Consider the following 18,598-nt stretch of genomic DNA (forward strand, 5'->3'; position numbering starts at 1 on the left):
GCTGCGGTGCAGGCGGAACCGGCGAACCGGTCCCGCCCTGTCTCAAGCGTAGCTTTCGATCGACGGGCAGGCGCAGACCAGGTTGCGGTCGCCGAACACGTTGTCGACGCGGCCGACCGGCGGCCAGTACTTGGCCTCGACCAGCGACGCCACCGGGTACACCGCCTGCTCGCGGCTGTACGGGTGAGTCCACTCGCCGACCAGCTCCGCCGCGGTGTGCGGGGCGTTCTTGAGCGGGTTGTCGTCCTTGTCCAGGGTGCCGTTCTCCACCGCGCGGATCTCTTCGCGGATGCGGATCATGGCGTCGCAGAAGCGATCCAGCTCTTCCTTGGATTCGCTTTCGGTCGGCTCGATCATCAGCGTGCCGGCCACCGGGAACGACATGGTCGGGGCGTGGAAGCCGAAGTCGATCAGGCGCTTGGCGACGTCATCGACGCTGATGCCGCTGCTGTCCTTGAGCGGACGCAGGTCCAGGATGCACTCGTGGGCCACCAGGCCGTTGCTGCCGGTGTAGAGCACCGGGTAGTGCTCTTCGAGGCGGCGCGAGATGTAGTTGGCGTTGAGGATCGCCAGCTGCGAGGCGCGCTTGAGGCCGGCGCCGCCCATCATGCGGATGTACATCCAGGTGATCGGCAGGATGCTGGCGCTGCCGAACGGCGCCGCGCAGACCGCGCCTTCCTTGCGCGCCATCTCGGCGTGGCCGGGCAGGAACGGGGCCAGGTGCGACTTGACGCCGATCGGGCCGACGCCAGGGCCGCCGCCGCCGTGAGGGATGCAGAAAGTCTTGTGCAGGTTCAGGTGCGACACGTCGCCGCCGAACTTGCCCGGTGCGCAGAGGCCGACCATGGCGTTCATGTTGGCGCCGTCGATGTACACCTGGCCGCCGTTGTCGTGGATGATCGCGCAGATTTCGCGGATGCCTTCCTCGAACACGCCGTGGGTGGACGGGTAGGTGATCATCAGCGCGGCGAGGTGCTCGCGGTGCTCGATGGCCTTGGCGCGCAGGTCTTCGATGTCGACGTTGCCGCGGGCGTCGCACGCGGTCACCACCACGCGCATGCCGGCCATGTGGGCGGTGGCCGGGTTGGTGCCGTGGGCCGACGACGGGATCAGGCAGATGTCGCGGCGCTCGTCGCCACGGCTCTGGTGGTAGGCGCGGATCGCCAGCAGGCCGGCGTATTCACCCTGGGAGCCGGCGTTCGGCTGCAGGGACACCGCGTCGTAGCCGGTGGCGGCGCAAAGCATCGCTTCCAGCTCAGAGGTCAGTTGCTGGTAGCCGGCGCTCTGCTCGGCCGGGGCAAACGGGTGCAGGGCGCCGAATTCGGCCCAGGTCACCGGGATCATTTCGCTGGCGGCGTTGAGCTTCATGGTGCACGAGCCCAGCGGGATCATGGTGCGGTCGAGCGCCAGGTCCTTGTCCGCCAGCTTGCGCAGGTAGCGCATCAGCTCGGTTTCGGAGTGGTAGCGGTTGAACACCGGGTGGCTGAGGATCGGCGATTGGCGCACCAGCGCCGCCGGCAGGGTGCCTTGCGCCGAGGCGGCGAGGGCGGCGAAGTCCGGCAGGGCCTTGCCGTCGGCGAACAGCGCCCACAGGCTCTCGATGTCGGCCTGGGTGGTGGTTTCGTCCACCGACAGGCCCAGGCGCTGGGCATCGACCACGCGCAGGTTGATGCGCTGGGCACGGGCCTTGTCGTGCAGCGCGGCGGTCTGCGCGCCGGTGGCCAAGGTCAGGGTGTCGAAGAAGTGCGCCTGCTCGACGTTCAGGCCCAGGGCGCTCAGGCCTTGGGCGAGGATAGCGGTCAGGTGGTGCACGCGGTTGGCGATCTGGGTCAGGCCTTTGGGGCCGTGGTAAACGGCGTACATGCTGGCGATGTTGGCCAGCAGCACTTGCGCGGTGCAGATGTTCGAGGTGGCTTTCTCGCGGCGGATGTGCTGCTCGCGGGTCTGCATGGCCAGGCGCAGGGCCGGCTTGCCGAAGCGGTCGACCGACACGCCGACCAGGCGGCCCGGCATGTCGCGCTTGAACGCGTCCTTGGTGGAGAAGTACGCCGCGTGCGGGCCGCCGAAGCCCAGCGGCACGCCGAAGCGCTGGGCGCTGCCGATGGCCACGTCGGCGCCGAACTCGCCCGGCGGGGTCAGCAGGGTCAGGGCCAGCAGGTCGGCGGCCACGGCCACCAGGGCGTTGGCGGCGTGGAAGCGCTCGGTCAGCTCACGGTAGTCGAACACGTCGCCGTTGCTCGCCGGGTATTGCAGCAGGGCGCCGAAGAACGGGGTCACGTCGGTCAGTTCACGCTCGTCGCCCACGACCACGTCGATGCCCAGCGGCTCGGCACGGGTGCGCAGCACGTCGAGGGTCTGCGGATGGCTGTGGATCGAGGCGAAGAACTGGTGGCTGCCCTTGTTCTTGCTCAGGCGCTTGCAGAAGGTCATGGCTTCGGCGGCGGCGGTGGCTTCGTCGAGCAGGGAGGCGTTGGCGATCGGCAGGCCGGTGAGGTCGCTGATCAGGGTCTGGAAGTTCAGCAGCGCTTCGAGGCGGCCCTGGGAGATCTCCGGCTGGTACGGGGTGTAGGCGGTGTACCAGGCCGGGTTCTCCAGCAGGTTGCGCAGGATCGGCGACGGCGTGTGGCAGTTGTAGTAGCCCTGGCCGATGTAGGTCTTGAACAGTTGGTTCTGGCCGGCGATGGCCTTGATCGCGGCCAGGGCCTGGGCTTCGCTCAGGCCGTCGTCCAGGCCCAGCACGCTGGTGCCCTTGATGCTTTCCGGGATGACGCTGGCGCTCAGGGCTTCGAGGGAGTCGAAGCCGAGGCTGTTGAGCATGGCCTGCTCGTCGCCGGCGCGCGGGCCGATGTGACGGGCGATGAATTCGTTGGCGGTGGTCAGGTTCACTTGAGTCATGTCCGGTCTCCTCAGGCGTCGGCGTTGGCTTTGAGCAAACGGTCGTAGGCGTCCTGGTCCAGCAGTTTGCCGACGGCGCTGGCGTCGCTCGGCTTGAAGCGGAAGAACCAGCCGTCGCCCAGCGGGTCTTCGTTGACTTGTTCCGGGCTGTCGTTGAGCAGTTCGTTGACGGCGACGACCTCACCGTCCAGCGGCATGTACACGCCGCTGGCCGCCTTCACCGATTCCACCGTGGCGGCCTCGGCGCCTTTTTCGTAGGCCTGAAGCTCCGGCAACTGAACGTAGACCACGTCGCCCAGGGCGTTCTGCGCGAAAGCGGTGATGCCGACCGTGACGGTGCCGTCAGCTTCGGCGCGCAGCCATTCGTGATCTTCAGTGAAACGCAACTCGCTCATGGAAACTCCTAGGGGCCGGACTCGTCCGGTGGACGCGGTGGAAGGCTGGGGCAATAAAGCCCTTGTTTATGGATGGGTACTAAGCAAGAACGCGGCCAATGTTTATTTATCGTTTTAAATCAATGAGTTAGATAGATGTAAGGGAGTCTGGGATCGACTCGCTGTAGCGAAATCGCTACAGCTGGGGGCGGGGAGAAAAGCTGAACCGGATCAAAGCCTTGCGCGGCGGTGGCTGCAGGCGGGTGTATCGATATCGTTCCGCTGTAGCGCTTTCAGTACAGTTGGAGGTCGCTTTTGGGCTGCGGAGGCCTTTGGTGGCGCCATCGCCAGCAGGCTGGCTCCCAAAATGTTTGCTGTGTCCAGGCTGTTGCGCACAGCCTGGATTCCTGTGGGAGCCAGCCTGCTGGCGACGGCGTGCGCAAGAACGGCGCACCGGCTCAGGGCTTGTTGGGAATGCCGTACTTGCGCAGGCGATGGGCGATGGCCGTGTGGGAGGTCTGCAGACGGCTGGCCAGTTGGCGGGTCGAGGGGTAGCTGACGTAGAGGGTTTCGAGCAGGGATTTCTCGAAGGCTTCGACGGCCTGTTCGAGGCTGTCGACGTCGGTGTCGGCCTGGCGCGCCACCGAGGTGCCGGCGATGTCGAGGTCGCCGATGTCCACCAGGCTGCTTTCGCAGATCGCGGCGGCGCGGAAGATCACGTTCTGCAGTTGCCGCACGTTGCCCGGCCAGCGGTTGCCGAGCAGGGCCGGATAGGTGCCGGGCGCCAGGCGGCAGACCGGGCGCTGGATCTGCGCGCAGGCCTGCTGCATGAAGTGGCGGGCCAGCAGCAGGATGTCCTGGCCGCGCTCGCGCAGCGGCGGCACTTCGACGTTGAGCACGTTGAGGCGGTAGAACAGGTCTTCGCGGAACAGGCCTTCGCTGACCATTTTCTCCAGGTCGCGGTGGGTGGCGCTGAGGATCCGCACATCGACCTTCACCTCGCGGTCGCCGCCGACCCGGCGGAAACTGCCGTCGTTGAGAAAGCGCAGCAGCTTGGCCTGCAGGTACGGCGACATCTCGCCGATCTCGTCGAGGAACACCGTGCCCTGGTTGGCCAGTTCCATCAGCCCCGGCTTGCCGCCGCGCTGGGCACCGGTGAAGGCGCCGGGGGCGTAGCCGAACAGTTCGCTCTCGGCGAGGTTCTCCGGCAGCGCCGCGCAGTTGAGGGCCAGGAACGGCGCGCTGTGCCGGGCGCTGATGGCGTGGCAGGCGCGGGCCACCAGTTCCTTGCCGGTGCCGGTCTCGCCCTGGATCAGCAGCGGCGCATCGAGGGCCGCCACCCGCTGCGCCCGGGCCTTGAGGGTGCGGATGGCGGGGGAATCGCCCAGCAGCGCGTCGAAGCCTTCGGCGTGGTCGTGGTGCAGGGCCGAGAGCTGTTCGCCGATGCGGTTGGGTTGGTACAGGGTCAGCAGGGCGCCGGCGTCGGTGATCGGCGTGGCGTCCAGCAGCAGGGTCTGGCCGTTGACGGTGATTTCCCGCAGCGGCAGGCGGAAACCGTGTTCGAGCAGGGCGTCCAGCAGGCCCGGGTCGTTGAACAGTTCGGCGACGCTCTCGCCCGCCGGCTCCCGGCCGTACAGCGCGATCAGCGCCGGGTTGGCCAGCAGCACCTTGCCGGCGCTGTCCAGGGCCAGCACCGGGTCGGTCATCGCGGCGAGCAAGGCGTCGAGCTGCAGGTGCCGGCGCTGGCCGGGCAGGATGTCGACCACCGTCACCGCCTCCACGCCGCGCACGCGGAACAGCGCGTCCTTGAGCTCTTCGAGCACTTGCGGGCTGAGGGTCGGCGCGTCGATGTAGACGTTGGGCGGCACCATCTCCACCGCATCCAGGTTGAGGTTGCGCCCGCCGAGCAGGGCCAGGACTTCCTGGGTGATGCCGACGCGGTCGATGAAGCTGACGTGGATACGCATGGGGCGGTTCAGTGTTCTGCGGTGCGGAGGGTGGCAAGTATGCCTTGGGGCGGGGGGATGGTGAAACCTGTCGCAGCGGTCGGGACGACGCCGGTCCCTGTAGGAGCGAGCCTGCTCGCGATTGCGGTTCGACAGTCGACACGGATGTCGCCTGACATTGCGCCATCGCGAGCAGGCTCGCTCCTACAGGGATTTGGGGTGTCCTGAGGATCGGGGCTATTCGAAATGCTCGGGGTTCACCGCGTCGCCGGACTTCATGTTCAGTTGCTTGCGCACGTCCTCGAACATGTCGTCGTACATCTTGTGCATCGAGCCAATGCTGCTGTGGGTCTTGGGAATGCCGTACTTCTCGGCGATCTGCGTCACGTTGCGGGCGAAGTTGTAGGCTTCTTCCTTGGGCAGGAAGAACGGCTCGTCCACCGTCTTGCCCTGGATCGTCCCGTGCATCCTGAACTGCATTCCCTTGCCTTTGTGCGGATCCTGGAAGACCTCGTAGGTCAGGCTGATTTCGTAGCTGACGTCGTTCTTGTCCAGCGCGTGCCGCTCGATGTGCAGACGGCCGGGTTCGAATTGGGCCATGGTTCTCTCCTTTCAAGGCATGGGAGAAGGGCAGACCTTCGATCTGCCCCGCCGTTTCTTTTTATCGGTAGGTGATGCCCGGCGCTGCCGTGCTGACCCGCGTACCGGCGGTGCCCTGGACGATGGCTTCGATGTCCGCGAGCGAACCGATCACCGCGACCTTGCCAGTATGGCGCGCGAATTCGCAGGCTGCCTGCACCTTCGGCCCCATGGAGCCTGCGGCGAAGCCCAGGCGTTCCAGTTCGTCCGGGTGGGCCTGGGCGATGGCCTTCTGGGTCGGCTTGTTGAAGTCGATGTAGGCCGCGTTGACGTCGGTGGCGATCACCAACAGGTCGGCGTCCAGCTGTTCGGCCAGCAGCGACGAGCACAGATCCTTGTCGATCACCGCCTCGATGCCCTTGAGGTTGCGGTTTTCGTCGTACATGGTCGGGATGCCGCCGCCGCCGGCGCAGATCACGATGCTGCCCTTGTCCAGCAGCCACTTGATCGGGCGGATCTCGAAGATGCGCTTGGGCCGCGGGCTGGCCACCACGCGGCGGAACTTGTCGCCGTCCGGGGCGATCGCCCAGCCTTTTTCGGCGGCCAGCTTCTCGGCCTCCGCCTTGCCGTAGACCGGGCCGATGGGTTTGGTGGGATTCTGGAAGGCCGGATCCTTGGCGTCCACCTCGACCTGGGTGAGCAGGGTGGCGAACGGCACTTCGAAGTCCAGCAGGTTGCCCAGTTCCTGTTCGATGATGTAGCCGATCATGCCTTCGGTCTCGGCGCCGAGCACGTCCAGCGGGTAAGGGGTGACCGAGGTGTAGGCCGCCGCCTGCAGCGACAGCAGGCCCACTTGCGGGCCATTGCCGTGGGCGATGACCAGTTGGTTGCCGGGATGGATCTTGGCGATCTGCTCGGTGGCGATCCGGATGTTGGCGCGCTGGTTGTCCGCGGTCATGGGTTCACCCCGGCGGAGCAGGGCGTTACCGCCCAGAGCAACGACGATACGCATGGTGCGAGTCCTTCTGAATAGCAATAAGGTCAGACGGAACAAGTGCGGTCACTGTAGGAGCCGGGCTTGCCCGCGATGGCGACGGGGCAGTCAGCATTGTCTTTGGCTGACACACCGCTATCGCTGGCAAGCCAGCTCCCACAGTGACCGTGTCGCGTCAGTGGGAGCTTCGCCGGTTTACAGGTCGGCCAGGGTCGAGACCAGGATCGCCTTGATGGTGTGCATGCGGTTTTCCGCTTGCTCGAAGGCGATGCAGGCCGGCGATTCGAACACGTCGTCGGTCACCTCGATGCCGTTGGCCAGGTGCGGGTACTGCTCGGCGATCTGTTTGCCGACCTTGGTGTCGCTGTTGTGGAACGCCGGCAGGCAGTGCATGAACTTGGTGCGCGGGTTGCCCGAGGCCTTCATCAGTTCGGCGTTGACCTGGTACGGCAGCAGTTGCTGGATGCGTTCGCCCCAGGCTTCGACCGGCTCGCCCATCGACACCCAGACGTCGGTGTGGATGAAGTCCACGCCCTTGACCGCCGCTTTCGGGTCTTCGGTCAGGGTGATGCGCGCACCGCTTTCTTCCGCGTATTTCTTGCAGCGGGCCACGAGGTCGTCATGGGGCCACAGGGCTTTGGGCGCGCTGATTCGCACGTCCATGCCCAGCTTGGCGCCGATCAGCAGCAGCGAGTTGCCCATGTTGTTGCGGGCGTCGCCCAGGTAGGCGTAGCTGATTTCGTGGATCGGCTTGTCGGCGTGCTCACGCATGGTCAGCACGTCGGCGATCATCTGGGTCGGGTGGTATTCGTCGGTCAGGCCGTTGAACACCGGCACCCCGGCGAACTTGGCCAGTTCTTCGACGATCTCCTGCTTGAAGCCGCGGTACTCGATGGCGTCGTACATGCGGCCCAGCACGCGGGCCGTGTCCTTCATGCTTTCCTTGTGGCCGATCTGCGAGGAGTTGGGGTCGATGTAGGTGACGTTGGCGCCTTGGTCATAGGCGGCGACTTCGAAGGCGCAGCGGGTGCGGGTCGAGGTCTTTTCGAAGATCAGGGCGATGTTGTTGCCCTTGAGGTGCTGCTGTTCGGTGCCGGTGTACTTGGCGCGCTTGAGGTCGCGGGAGAGGTCGAGCAGGTAGCGCAGCTCGCGGGCGGTGTGGTGTTCCAGGCTGAGCAGGTTACGGTTGTGGATGTTGAACGCCATGATGATTCTCCTTGGATTCGGTGATCGGCCCGGCCGCGCCGGGTGGGGGCGGCCGGGAAAATGGTCGTTTAGTAGTCGATGGGGTCGCGCACGATCGGGCAGGTCATGCAGTGGCCGCCGCCGCGTCCGCGGCCCAGTTCGCCGGCGCTGATGGTGATGACCTCGATGCCGGCCTTGCGCAGCAGGGTGTTGGTGTAGGTATTGCGGTCGTAGCCGATGACCACGCCCGGTTCCAGCGCCACCACGTTGTTGCCGTCGTCCCACTGTTCGCGCTCGGCGGCGAAGCTGTTGCCGCCGGTCTCGACCACGCGCAGCTGCTTGAGGTTGAGGGCGTCGGCCACCACTTCGATGAACGATTTGTTCTCGCGGCGCACGTCCATGCCGTAAGGCTTGCTGCTGTCGGGGCGGATGATGAACGGCACGATTTCCTTGACCACTTCCGGGAAGACCGTCACCAGGTCGCGGTCGCAGAAGCTGAACACGGTGTCCAGGTGCATCGCCGCGCGGGATTTGGGCAGGCCGGCCACCACGACCTTCTCCACCGCGCCCTTGGCGAACAGCGACTGCGCCAGTTGGCCGATGGCCTGGCGCGAGGTGCGCTCGCCCATGCCGATCAGCACCACGCCGTTGCCGATCGGCATGACGTCGCCGCCCTCAAGGGTGGCTTGGCCGTGGTCCTTGTCCGGGTCGCCGTACCAGACTTCGAAGTCGGCGTTGGCGAATTCGGGGTGGAACTTGTAGATGGCGGTGGCCAGCAGGGTTTCCTGGCGGCGGGCCGGCCAGTACATCGGGTTGAGGGTCACGCCGCCGTAGATCCAGCAGGTGGTGTCGCGGGTGAACTGGGTGTTGGGCAGCGGCGGCAGCAGGAAGCTGGAGTGGCCCAGGTAGTCGCGGTACATCTTGATCACGCTGGCGCCTTCGCTGTCCGGCAGGTCCTCGCCGGCCACGCCGCCGATCAGGAACTCGGCCAGCTTGCGCGGCTCCAGGCCTTCGAGCCAGCTGCGCACTTCGTTGGTCAGGCCGACGCCGACGGTGTCAGGGGTGATCTTGCGGTCCAGGATCCATTTCAGCGCTTCGGGGTTCTGGACGGTCTCGGTCAGCAGGTTGTGCATTTCCAGGACTTCGATGCCGCGCTCGCGCATCTTGGTGACGAAGTCGAAGTGGTCGCGCTTGGCCTGGTTGACCCAGATCACATCGTCGAACAGCAGTTCGTCGCAGTTGTTCGGGGTCAGCCGCTGGTGGGCCAGGCCGGGGGAGCAAACCATGACTTTGCGCAGTTTGCCGGCTTCGGAATGGACGCCGTACTTAACTTTTTCCGTGGTCATTACTGTGATCCTCCAGAGATGGTTATCTCGCGGTTACAGGGTCAGGAAGCCGTCGTAGAGACCGTAGGCAGCCACCAGGGCGCCCGCGACCACTGCGGCGAAAATCAGCTTCTCGACAGGGGTGAAAACCGGTTTCTTGACTTCAAGCTTGGCCTTGGCGAACAGGATCGCGCCGGGGGCGTAGAGCAGGGCCGACAGCAGCAGGTACTTCACGCCGCCGGCATAGAGCAGCCACACCGCGTAGAGCAGGGCGATGGCGCCGATGATCAGGTCTTTCTGCCGCTCGCCCGCCGCGCCCTCGTAGCTTTCGCCGCGCACCGCCAGCAGCACGGCGTAGGCCGCCGACCACAGGTAGGGCACCAGGATCATCGAGGTGGCGAGGTAGATCAGCGACAGGTAGGTGCTGGCCGAGAACAGGGTGATCACCAGGAACAGCTGCACCATGGCGTTGGTCAGCCACAGGGCGTTGGCCGGCACATGGTTGGCGTTCTCGCGGCGCAGGAACTCCGGCATGGTGTGGTCCTTGGCGGCTGCGAACATGATCTCCGCGCACAGCAGCACCCACGACAGCAGCGCCCCCAGCAGCGAGATGATCAGGCCGACGCTGATCAGCACCGCGCCCCAGTGGCCGACCACGTGCTCGAGCACGGCGGCCATCGACGGGTTCTGCAGCTTGGCCAGTTCCGGCTGGGTCATGATCCCCAGCGACAGTACGTTCACCAGCACCAGGAACAGCAGCACGGTGATGAAGCCGATCACGGTGGCCTTACCGACGTCGGTGCGCTTTTCCGCCCGGGCCGAGAAGATGCTCGCGCCCTCGATGCCGATGAACACCCACACGGTGACCAGCATCATGTTGCGCACCTGGTTCATCACGTTGCCGAGGCTCGGGTTCTTCGCGCCCCAGATGTCGGCGGTGAAGATGTCCAGCTTGAAGGCGAACAGCGCGATCAGCACGAACAGCAGCAGCGGCACGACCTTGGCGACGGTGGTCACCAGGTTGATGAACGCCGCTTCCTTGATGCCGCGCAGCACCAGAAAGTGCACCGCCCACAGCAGCACGGAGGCGCCGATGATCGCGGCGACTGTGTTGCCTTCGCCGAAGATCGGGAAGAAGTAGCCCAGGGTGCTGAACAGCAGCACGAAGTAACCGACGTTGCCCAACCAGGCACTGATCCAGTAGCCCCAGGCCGAGGAGAAGCCCATGTAGTCGCCGAAGCCGGCCTTGGCGTAGGCGTACACCCCGCCGTCCAGGTCGGGTTTGCGGTTGGCCAGGGTCTGAAACACGAACGCGAGGGTCAGCATGCCGACGGCGGTGATGGCCCAACCGATCAGCACGGCGCCGACATCGGCGCTGACGGCCATGTTCTGCGGCAATGAAAAGATCCCGCCACCGATCATGGAACCGACGACCAGTGCAGTCAGCGCACCGAGTTTAAGTTTTGCGGAGGACTCAGACATTGCATGACTCCATTGCAGGAGAAGAGAGACGTCAGGTTAAGTCTGTTGGTCGGTCAAACAGCTGACTTAGATCAGTTCATGGGCACATTCCATTGCTAAATGAATGACTTATGAATTCGCCTAGGGCATAAGGTCGCTCGCCTGGAAGGCCCGTGGCAGAAGGGTCTGCAAGAGAAAACGGGAATAACTCGTATTCCCTTGGGATGTTGAAGCTAGTCCGTTTTGCCGGTTTGGCAAATTTTCCGCATCTGTTTTCAGTACAGAAATGATTTATTACGAATGGCGCACAAAATTGATTTTCGGCACTCGCCGTTAGAGTCAATGGCTATATATAAAAGGGGTTTATTGGCGATATCCAATAAACGTTATTACGCTTGAATCCGTTTGATTAACGACGGTTACATGACGCTGTTTACGGCCTTCGACCCACGGGAACCTGGAGACGCTGGAATGTCGCAACCGACGCAAAAACTGCGCCTTGGCGCACTGATCGCCCTGGTGGTGGGCTCGATGATCGGCGGGGGCATCTTCTCCCTGCCGCAGAACATGGCGGCCCGGGCCGACGCCGGCGCGATCCTGATCGGCTGGGCGATCACGGCGGTCGGCATGCTGACCCTGGCGTTCGTGTTCCAGACCCTGGCCAACCGCAAGCCGGAACTCGATTCCGGGGTGTACGCCTACGCCAAGGCCGGCTTCGGCGACTACATGGGGTTCTCGTCGGCCTGGGGCTACTGGATCAGCGCGTGGCTGGGCAACGTCGGTTACTTCGTGCTGCTGTTCAGCACCCTGGGCTATTTCTTTCCGGTGTTCGGCCAGGGCAACACGCCGGTGGCCATCGGCTGCGCGTCGCTGCTGCTGTGGGCGGTGCACTTTCTGGTGATGCGCGGGATCAAGGAGGCGGCGTTCATCAACCAACTGACCACCGTGGCCAAGATCGTCCCGCTGGTGATGTTCATCGTCATCGCGGCGGTGGCGTTCAAGGCCGACGTCTTCACCCGCGACATCTGGGGCCGCAGCAACCCCAGCTTCGGCGGGGTGATGGACCAGGTGCGCAACATGATGCTGGTGACGGTGTTCGTGTTCATCGGCATCGAAGGGGCCAGCGTGTACTCGGCCCGGGCGGAGAAACGCAGCGACGTCGGCCGGGCCACGGTGATCGGCTTCATCGGCGTGCTGGCGCTGCTGGTGCTGGTGAACGTGCTGTCGCTGGGGATCATGAGCCAACCGGAACTGGCGACCCTGCAGAACCCGTCGCTGGCGGCGGTGCTGGAGCACATCGTCGGGCCGTGGGGCGCGCTGCTGATCAGCATCGGCCTGGCGGTGTCGCTGCTCGGCGCGTTGCTCTCGTGGGCGCTGCTGTGCGCCGAGATCCTCTTCGCCACGGCCCGGGACAAGACCATGCCGGCGTTCCTCAAGAAGGAGAACGCCAACCACGTGCCGGTCAACGCGCTGTGGCTGACCAACGTGATGATCCAGATCTTCCTGCTGATCACCTTGTTTTCCGCCGGCACCTACACCAGCCTGATCTATCTCGCCTCGTCGATGATTCTGGTGCCGTACCTGTGGTCGGCGGCCTATGCGGTGCTGCTCAGCGGCCGGGGCGAAACCTACGAGCACGCCTCGGCCGAGCGCACCAAGGACCTGCTCATCGGCGGCATCGCCCTGTGTTACGCGGTGTGGCTGCTGTATGCCGGCGGGGTGAAGTACCTGCTGCTGTCGGCGCTGCTGTACGCGCCCGGCGTCATCCTGTTCGCCAAGGCCAAGCATGAGCAGGGTGAGCCGCTGTTCACCACGCTGGAGAAGGGGATTTTCACCTGCGTGATCGGCGGGGCCGGGCTGGCGGCGTATGGGTTGTACAGCGGCCTGCTGTCGCTGTGAGGCTGCGGCTGGACGTTCAGGCGCCCTACGACTGGCCGGCGATGCTCGGATTCCTTGGGGCACGGGCGGTGGCCGGCATGGAGACGGTCGAGGCCGGCGTGTATTCGCGGATCATCGGTTTGAACGGGGTCGGCGGCAGCGTGTCGGTCCGGCCCGGTGACGGGGATGGCCTGGACGTGGAACTGGATTTTCCCGAGCCGGCGGCGGTGCCGGAGATCGTCGCGCGTTTGCGTCGATTGTTCGGCCTGGATGCGGATGTGGTGCGGATGCAGCGGCACCTGGCGGCGGACCCGCTGTTGGCGCGGTTGATCGCCGAACGGCCGGGACTGCGGGTGCCGGGGGCGTGGGACGGGCTGGAGCTGGCGTTCCGTGCGGTGCTGGGGCAGCAGATCACGGTGACGGCGGCGATCCGTCTGGCGGGGAAACTGGTGGCGCGTTACGGCGAGCCGATCCATTCGCCGGTGCCGGGGTTGACCCATGCCTTTCCCGAGGCTGACGTGTTGGCGGTCGCCGATCTGGCGGCGTTGGGCATGCCCAAAAGCCGGGGGCGGACGTTGTCCGGCGTGGCGCAGGCGCTGCTGGACGATCCGTCGCTGTTCGAATCCGGGGTGACGCGGCTGCTGGCCTTGCACGGCATCGGCGACTGGACGGCGCAGTACATCGCCTTGCGCCAATTGCGGGACATGGACGGGTTTCCGACCGGGGATGTGGGGTTGCTGCGGGCGCTGGAGGTGCTGGAGGGCCGGCGGCCGACGGCGCGGGAACTGACGGCGCGGGCCGAGGCCTGGCGACCGTACCGGGGGTATGCGGCGCAGGTGCTGTGGACGTCGTTGGGGCGGGGGGATTGATCGCGGGTTTTGTGTCGGCTGCACCGGCCTCATCGCCAGCAGGCAGGCTCCCACAGTTTTTGCGGTGAGCACAAAATCTGTAGGCACCGTCAGTCCCTGTGGGAGCCAGCCTGCTGGCGATGGCGCCGGTGAAGGCGCCCGGGCAGCGAGCCGGCGAAGTCACAGCCAATGCGGGGAATGCGAACCTAGTTCGGTGGCCGGCAACGCCCAGCGCAACGGCGTCCCGCTGATGTTCAGCGACGCCTTCAGCCGATGGGCCGGCCCCCACGGCGTCTGCTCCACCCGCGCGTCCTGATCCTGGCCGTCCTCGGCCCGCAACGGTTCATCCGTCCCCGGCCCCTGCTCGATCAACAGCTTCGCCGTGCGCGCCAAAGACAACCGTGCCGAGCCGGCCTTGCCGCTGTGCAGGCGCTCGGTCAGCAGGCGGATCACGCTGGCCGCCATCAGATACCCGGTGGCGTGATCCAGCGCCTGCACCGGCAGCGGCGTCGGCGTGTCGCTGCGCCGCCAGCGCTGCCCGGCCTCGGCGATGCCGCTGCTCATCTGCACCAGGCTGTCGAAGCCCCGACGGTTGCGCCACGGGCCGCTCCAGCCGTAGGCGTTGAGGCTGACGTCGATCAGCCCCGGCGCCCACTTGCGCCGGGATTCGGCGCCGAAACCGAGGTTTTCCAGGGCATCGGCCCGGTAGCCGTGCACTAGGATGTCGGCGTTCTTGAGCAGCGTCTCAAACACCGCGCGATCCGCCGGAGCGTGAAGATCCAGTCGCGCGCAGCGTTTGCCGAGGGTGAGTTCCGGCACCACACCGGGCTCGTTCCAGGTCGGCGGATCGATGCGCAGCACCTGGGCGCCCAGGCCGGCTAGAAAACGGGTGGCGGTCGGCCCCGCCAGCACCCGGGTCAGATCCAGCACCTTGAGCCCGGCCAGCGGTTGCGCCGCCGAGCCTGTCCAGGCGCAGGGGCTTTGCGTTTGACCGTCGAAGACATGCACCAGCGGCTCGGCATTCACCGCCAGGCCCTGCGGGTGCTGCTGCCACTGGGCCCAACTGCGCATCTGCGCCGCGCAGCCGTTGGCCTCGACCACCGCGTGCTCCAGCTCCGCGGCGGTCCACTGCGCGACCTTCGCAGTCATGGCGGCGCGGTCGGCGCAGGCTCCGAGCACGCGTTCGGCGGCGGCGCGGTGGTGCGGGGCGTTGGTGTGCAGGCGGATCCAGCCGTCCTGCGTCGCGTAGTCGCCGGCCACCGGATCCCACAACGGCGGCACGTTCCAGCCGTCCGGGCGCAGCGAGGCGGCGAACCAGAACGAGGCGAGGCGGCGGTCGACTTCGACGGCGGGCCGGTGGCCGGTCTGCCGGAGCAACAGTTCGCTGACCGCTTGGCCTGCGGCGGCGATGCTGGCGCAGGCCAGGTCGGTGACGGCGAAGGCCGAGGGCAGGGCGCCGACGGCGGTGAAGGGGATCGGCGTGCGGGGCAGGCCGAGCGCGGCTTGGATGGATGCGAGCAGATCGGTCATCGAAGGCCCTCCGGAAGGAGAGCGCAGCATAGTGCAAAAGGCGCACCCGGGAACCCTGTGGGAGCCAGCCTGCTGGCGATGACGCCAGCAGGGGCACCGCATGGCAGGGGTCAGACGCGGAACTGATCCATCAGCTTCATCTGCTGGCTGGCCAGGGCGTTGAGCTGACTGCTGATGGCCGCCGATTCGCTGGCCTGTTCGGTCAGGGTTTCGGTGACGGTGCGGATCGCCGAGACGTTGCGGTTGACCTCTTCGGCCACGGCGCTCTGCTGTTCGGCGGCGCTGGCGATCTGCAGGTTCATGTCGCTGATCACGGTGACCGCTTCGCTGATCTTGCCCAGCGCGTCCACGGCCTGGCGGATCTGCCCGGCGTTGCTCTGGGCCTGGCTCTGGCTGGAGTGCATGGTCGCGACCACGCCGCGGGTGCCGGACTGGATGCGTTCGATGACCACGCGGATCTCCTCCACCGAGTCCTGGGTGCGCTTGGCCAGGTTGCGCACTTCGTCGGCCACCACCGCGAAGCCGCGGCCGCTCTCGCCGGCGCGGGCGGCCTCGATGGCGGCGTTGAGCGCCAGCAGGTTGGTCTGTTCGGCGATGCTGCGGATCACTTCCAGCACCGAGCCGATCTGTTCGCTGTTGAGCGCCAGTTCCTCGACTTCGGCCACCGCCTTGCTGACTTCATCGGCCAGTTGGCTGATGTCGCGGGTGCTGCGTTCGATGATCGACATGCCGTCCCGGGCCGACTGGTCCGCGCCCTTGGCGGCGTTGGCCGCGTTCGAGGCGCTGTTGGCGACGTCGTGGGCGGTGGCGCTCATTTCGTTGGAGGCGGTCGCCACCTGGTCGATCTCGCGGAACTGCACCTGCATGCCTTCGCTGGTCTGGCGGGCGATGGCCGACGACTGGTCGGCGGTGCCGCGGGCGTCGGTGATGCTCTGCTTGATCTGGGCGATGGTCGGCTGCAGCTTGTCGAGGAAGCGGTTGAACCAGTTCACCAGTTCGCCCAGTTCGTCTTTTTTCCCGTAGTTCAGGCGTTGGGTCAGGTCGCCTTCGCCGCTGGCGATGTTCTTGAGCATGTCGGCGACGCTGTTGATCGGCCGGGTCACGCCCGAGGCGGTGAGCCAGATCAGCAGCAGCCCGAGCAGGCCGGCCACCACGGCGACCGACAGGGCGGTGATCGTGCCGGCCTCCTGGGCGTCGTCGAGCACCGCCTGCAATTTGACCGAGTCCGCCAGCAGCACTTGCTTGGGCAGGTCGATGACCACGCCCCAGGCGCGGGCGTCGCCGATCGGGTTGACCGGGTACACGGCGCGGATCAGGTCGCCCTGTTCGAGGATCTTCGGGCTGCCGCCGCCGAGCAGTTGCAGGATGTCCTTGCCTTCGGCGCCCAGGGTGTCGGCGATGCCTTTGCCGACTTTGCTGGCGTCGGCGCTGTAGGCGGCCAGCACGCCGCTGCCGGAGACGATCAGCATGTGCCCGGCGCTGTTGAACAGTTCGCGCTGGGAATCCACCGCCGCCGCTTGCAGGGCGTCGAGGGCGATGTCGACGCCGACCACGCCGATGGCCTTGCCGTCCACCAGCAGCGGCACGGAGATGGTGGTCATGAGCATTTCCTTGCCGCCCACGGTGTCGGCGTACGGGTCGAGCAGGCAGGTGCGCTTGTTGTCGCGGGGGCAGGTGTACCAGCTGTTGTACGGCGTGCCGCTGAGGCTGAGGGTGGTCTTGGTCATGTCCTCTTCGACCATGATCGTGTTCAGCGCGGTGCCGGCGGCGCGGCTCCAGTAGCTGGCGAAGCGGCCGGCCTCGTTGGATTGGCGGGCGGCGTCGTTCTTGAATTCGCTGTCCTTGCCGTCCAGGCCGTCGGGTTCGAACGCCAGCCAGATGCCGAGCACCTTGGCGTTGCGCTCGAAGGCGGTCTTGAGGCTCTGGTTCAACTCTTCGCGCAGGGCGCCGGCATCCATCGAGCGTTTGGCGGCCATCACCCGCATGTCCTTGATCTGGTCGGCCAGGGCGGTGACCGCCAGCAGGCTTTCGCCGAAGGTCTTCTGCACCCGCACCGCCTGTTCGGCGGCCTTGGCCTGCAGCAGGTCCTGCACGCTGGCGATGAGCATCTTGCTGCTGGAGTCGCTGACCAGTTCGTCGTTGCGGTTGGTCTGGTGGATGTTGATGCCGACGATCAGCGCCACCACGCCGAGCAGGCACAGGCCGGAGAGCAGGACGATTTTCAGGCGAATGGAAAGAGAGTCGAACATGGGGCGATCTCGCGAATGAATGAAAGGTTGGCCACGGGGCGGACTCACCCGTTTCGCCAAATCCATTCAGCGCCATGCCTTGCTCATCGGCTTGGGGCACAGCCGCATGAGGCGTCGACCGACGAACGGTCATGGCTAAACGTTTGCGCAGGAAAATGCCCTGAAAAGGGCAGAAAATTCAGGAGATCTTCGGCAACGGTTCCGGTCGTGACCAGATCCACAGGTTGCCCAGGGTCATGCCAGCGATGGCGAGGTAGACCGGCCAGCCGTGATCGAGCATCACCAGCATCAGCGTGGCGCACAGCAGCATGCTGGCCGTGGCGCTGAGCTTGGCCCGGCGGGCGATGAGCTTGCCGTTGCGCCAGTTGCGCAGGATCGGGCCGAACAGCCGATGGTTCTCCAGCCAGGCGCTCAGGCGCGGGGAACTGCGGGTGGCGGCCCAGGCCGCGAGCAGGATGAACTCGGTGGTCGGCAGGCCGGGCACCACGATGGCGATCAGGCCGATGCCGAGGCTGACGTAGGCCAGCAGGCCGAACAGCAGGCGGGCGAGTTTCGAGGAGGCGGGTCGGGGCATGGAGTCGGTGGGGCACGTGAGGCGGAAGGGGATCTTACAGGCTTGTGCGGTCTGGGGTTGAGGCAACTGCCTTGCGGCGCCTGCACGGACGCCATCGCCAGCCTGCTGGCGATAACGCCCTTGAAGGCACAGTTGCCGTTCACAGGGAGACGGCGGCCGGTCAGGCCGGTTCGGCTTCGGTCGAGTAGGCCTGTTTCAGCAGCACGGTGAAGCGGTTGAAGGCGTCGAGGGCGCCTTGCTCGGCTTCGGCTTCCTCTTCGGCAGTGAACGGCAGCGAATCGAGGGTCTTGACGAAGCGCTTCCAGCCTTCGGCGCGGCCGCCTTCCGGTTCGCCCAGGTGACGGGCACCGAAGGTTTCGCTCAGGTCCAGTGCGACGGCGCGCTTGATCAGGAAGGCCGCACCGAGCTTCGAACCTTCGGAGACGAAGATCCAGCCCAGGGCACGGGCCTTGCTCGGGTTGTGCACCGCACCGGCCACCGGGGCCGGGACGTCGGTGCCGAGGTCGGCGAGGTCGGCCTTGGCCGCTTCGGCGCGGCAACGGGCCGGCAGGTCAGGGACGATGGCGGTCAGTTCGGCATCGTTGTACAGCGCCACCAGTTCCGACTGGAACAGGTATTGGGCGACCACGAAGCGGGCGAAGCTTTCGCGGGTCTCGAAGGGGGCGTGAGCCTTGACCAGCGCATCGAGCTTGCTGTGCGGCTCGTGGGTGATCTGGTTCAGGCGTTGCGAACGCAGGGATTTTTCCGGGGCGATCATGGG

At 66.0% G+C, this 18,598-nt stretch carries 14 protein-coding genes and 1 pseudogene; 2 read left to right on the forward strand and 13 right to left on the reverse strand.

Annotated features, from left to right (window positions below; genetic code table 11):
- Nucleotides 1-42: 42 nt before the first annotated feature.
- The 8 genes from gcvP to arcD (CAG33_RS00990) all read right to left on the reverse strand — a co-directional run bounded on the left by gcvP (nt 43) and on the right by arcD (CAG33_RS00990) (nt 10,780).
- Nucleotides 43-2,895: an aminomethyl-transferring glycine dehydrogenase gene (gcvP, locus tag CAG33_RS00955; protein ID WP_085636614.1), complete on the reverse strand. Its 2,853-nt coding sequence runs from the start codon at nt 2,893-2,895 to the stop codon at nt 43-45.
- An 11-nt stretch (nt 2,896-2,906) separates the two neighbouring features.
- The gene (gene gcvH, locus CAG33_RS00960) at nt 2,907-3,290 is read right to left on the reverse strand and encodes a glycine cleavage system protein GcvH (RefSeq protein WP_085636616.1); all 384 of its coding nucleotides are present in this window, start codon (nt 3,288-3,290) and stop codon (nt 2,907-2,909) included.
- Between the two features lie 437 nt (nt 3,291-3,727).
- Nucleotides 3,728-5,236, reverse strand: a complete 1,509-nt coding sequence (locus CAG33_RS00965; RefSeq protein WP_085580497.1) for a sigma-54-dependent transcriptional regulator — start codon at nt 5,234-5,236, stop codon at nt 3,728-3,730.
- A gap of 216 nt (nt 5,237-5,452) precedes the next feature.
- Complete coding sequence (locus tag CAG33_RS00970) at nt 5,453-5,815, reverse strand: DUF5064 family protein (RefSeq protein ID WP_085580499.1); 363 nt, start codon at nt 5,813-5,815, stop codon at nt 5,453-5,455.
- A gap of 61 nt (nt 5,816-5,876) precedes the next feature.
- Nucleotides 5,877-6,806 (reverse strand): carbamate kinase, encoded by a 930-nt coding sequence (arcC, locus tag CAG33_RS00975; protein WP_085580501.1) that lies wholly within the window; start codon nt 6,804-6,806, stop codon nt 5,877-5,879.
- A 177-nt stretch (nt 6,807-6,983) separates the two neighbouring features.
- Nucleotides 6,984-7,994 (reverse strand): ornithine carbamoyltransferase, encoded by a 1,011-nt coding sequence (locus CAG33_RS00980; protein ID WP_085580503.1) that lies wholly within the window; start codon nt 7,992-7,994, stop codon nt 6,984-6,986.
- Nucleotides 7,995-8,062: 68 nt separating this feature from the next.
- The gene (gene arcA / locus CAG33_RS00985) at nt 8,063-9,319 is read right to left on the reverse strand and encodes an arginine deiminase (RefSeq protein ID WP_085580505.1); all 1,257 of its coding nucleotides are present in this window, start codon (nt 9,317-9,319) and stop codon (nt 8,063-8,065) included.
- Between the two features lie 33 nt (nt 9,320-9,352).
- Nucleotides 9,353-10,780, reverse strand: a complete 1,428-nt coding sequence (gene arcD, locus CAG33_RS00990) for an arginine-ornithine antiporter (RefSeq protein WP_085580507.1) — start codon at nt 10,778-10,780, stop codon at nt 9,353-9,355.
- Nucleotides 10,781-11,230: 450 nt separating this feature from the next.
- On the opposite strand from arcD (CAG33_RS00990), the gene arcD (CAG33_RS00995) reads away from it, so the two are divergent.
- Nucleotides 11,231-12,658 (forward strand): arginine-ornithine antiporter, encoded by a 1,428-nt coding sequence (gene arcD, locus CAG33_RS00995; RefSeq protein WP_085580509.1) that lies wholly within the window; start codon nt 11,231-11,233, stop codon nt 12,656-12,658.
- On the forward strand, nt 12,655-13,506 hold the full coding sequence (locus tag CAG33_RS01000; RefSeq protein WP_085636618.1) for a DNA-3-methyladenine glycosylase: 852 nt from the start codon (nt 12,655-12,657) through the stop codon (nt 13,504-13,506). Before arcD (CAG33_RS00995) ends, CAG33_RS01000 begins: the two co-directional genes overlap by 4 nt.
- Before the next feature lie 159 nt (nt 13,507-13,665).
- On the opposite strand, the gene CAG33_RS01005 is transcribed toward CAG33_RS01000, so the two are convergent.
- The 5 genes and pseudogenes from CAG33_RS01005 to CAG33_RS01020 all read right to left on the reverse strand — a co-directional run bounded on the left by CAG33_RS01005 (nt 13,666) and on the right by CAG33_RS01020 (nt 18,595).
- A complete protein-coding gene (locus tag CAG33_RS01005) occupies nt 13,666-15,015 on the reverse strand; it encodes a CoA transferase (RefSeq protein WP_085636620.1) in 1,350 nt (449 codons plus the stop codon).
- A gap of 110 nt (nt 15,016-15,125) precedes the next feature.
- Nucleotides 15,126-15,881: a methyl-accepting chemotaxis protein gene (locus CAG33_RS28925; RefSeq protein ID WP_371856096.1), complete on the reverse strand. Its 756-nt coding sequence runs from the start codon at nt 15,879-15,881 to the stop codon at nt 15,126-15,128.
- A 150-nt stretch (nt 15,882-16,031) separates the two neighbouring features.
- A pseudogene (locus CAG33_RS28930) lies at nt 16,032-17,330 on the reverse strand (chemotaxis protein); the annotation flags it as partial.
- A 112-nt stretch (nt 17,331-17,442) separates the two neighbouring features.
- Nucleotides 17,443-17,838 carry a YbaN family protein gene (locus CAG33_RS01015; RefSeq protein ID WP_085580517.1) on the reverse strand — a complete coding sequence of 132 codons (396 nt, stop codon included), beginning with the start codon at nt 17,836-17,838 and terminating at the stop codon, nt 17,443-17,445.
- A 160-nt stretch (nt 17,839-17,998) separates the two neighbouring features.
- A complete protein-coding gene (locus CAG33_RS01020) occupies nt 17,999-18,595 on the reverse strand; it encodes a biliverdin-producing heme oxygenase (RefSeq protein ID WP_085636623.1) in 597 nt (198 codons plus the stop codon).
- Between the last annotated feature and the right edge of the window lie 3 nt (nt 18,596-18,598).

The organism is Pseudomonas sp. B3(2017) (assembly GCF_002113595.1).
GTDB classification, from domain to species: Bacteria; Pseudomonadota; Gammaproteobacteria; order Pseudomonadales; family Pseudomonadaceae; genus Aquipseudomonas; species Aquipseudomonas ekonensis.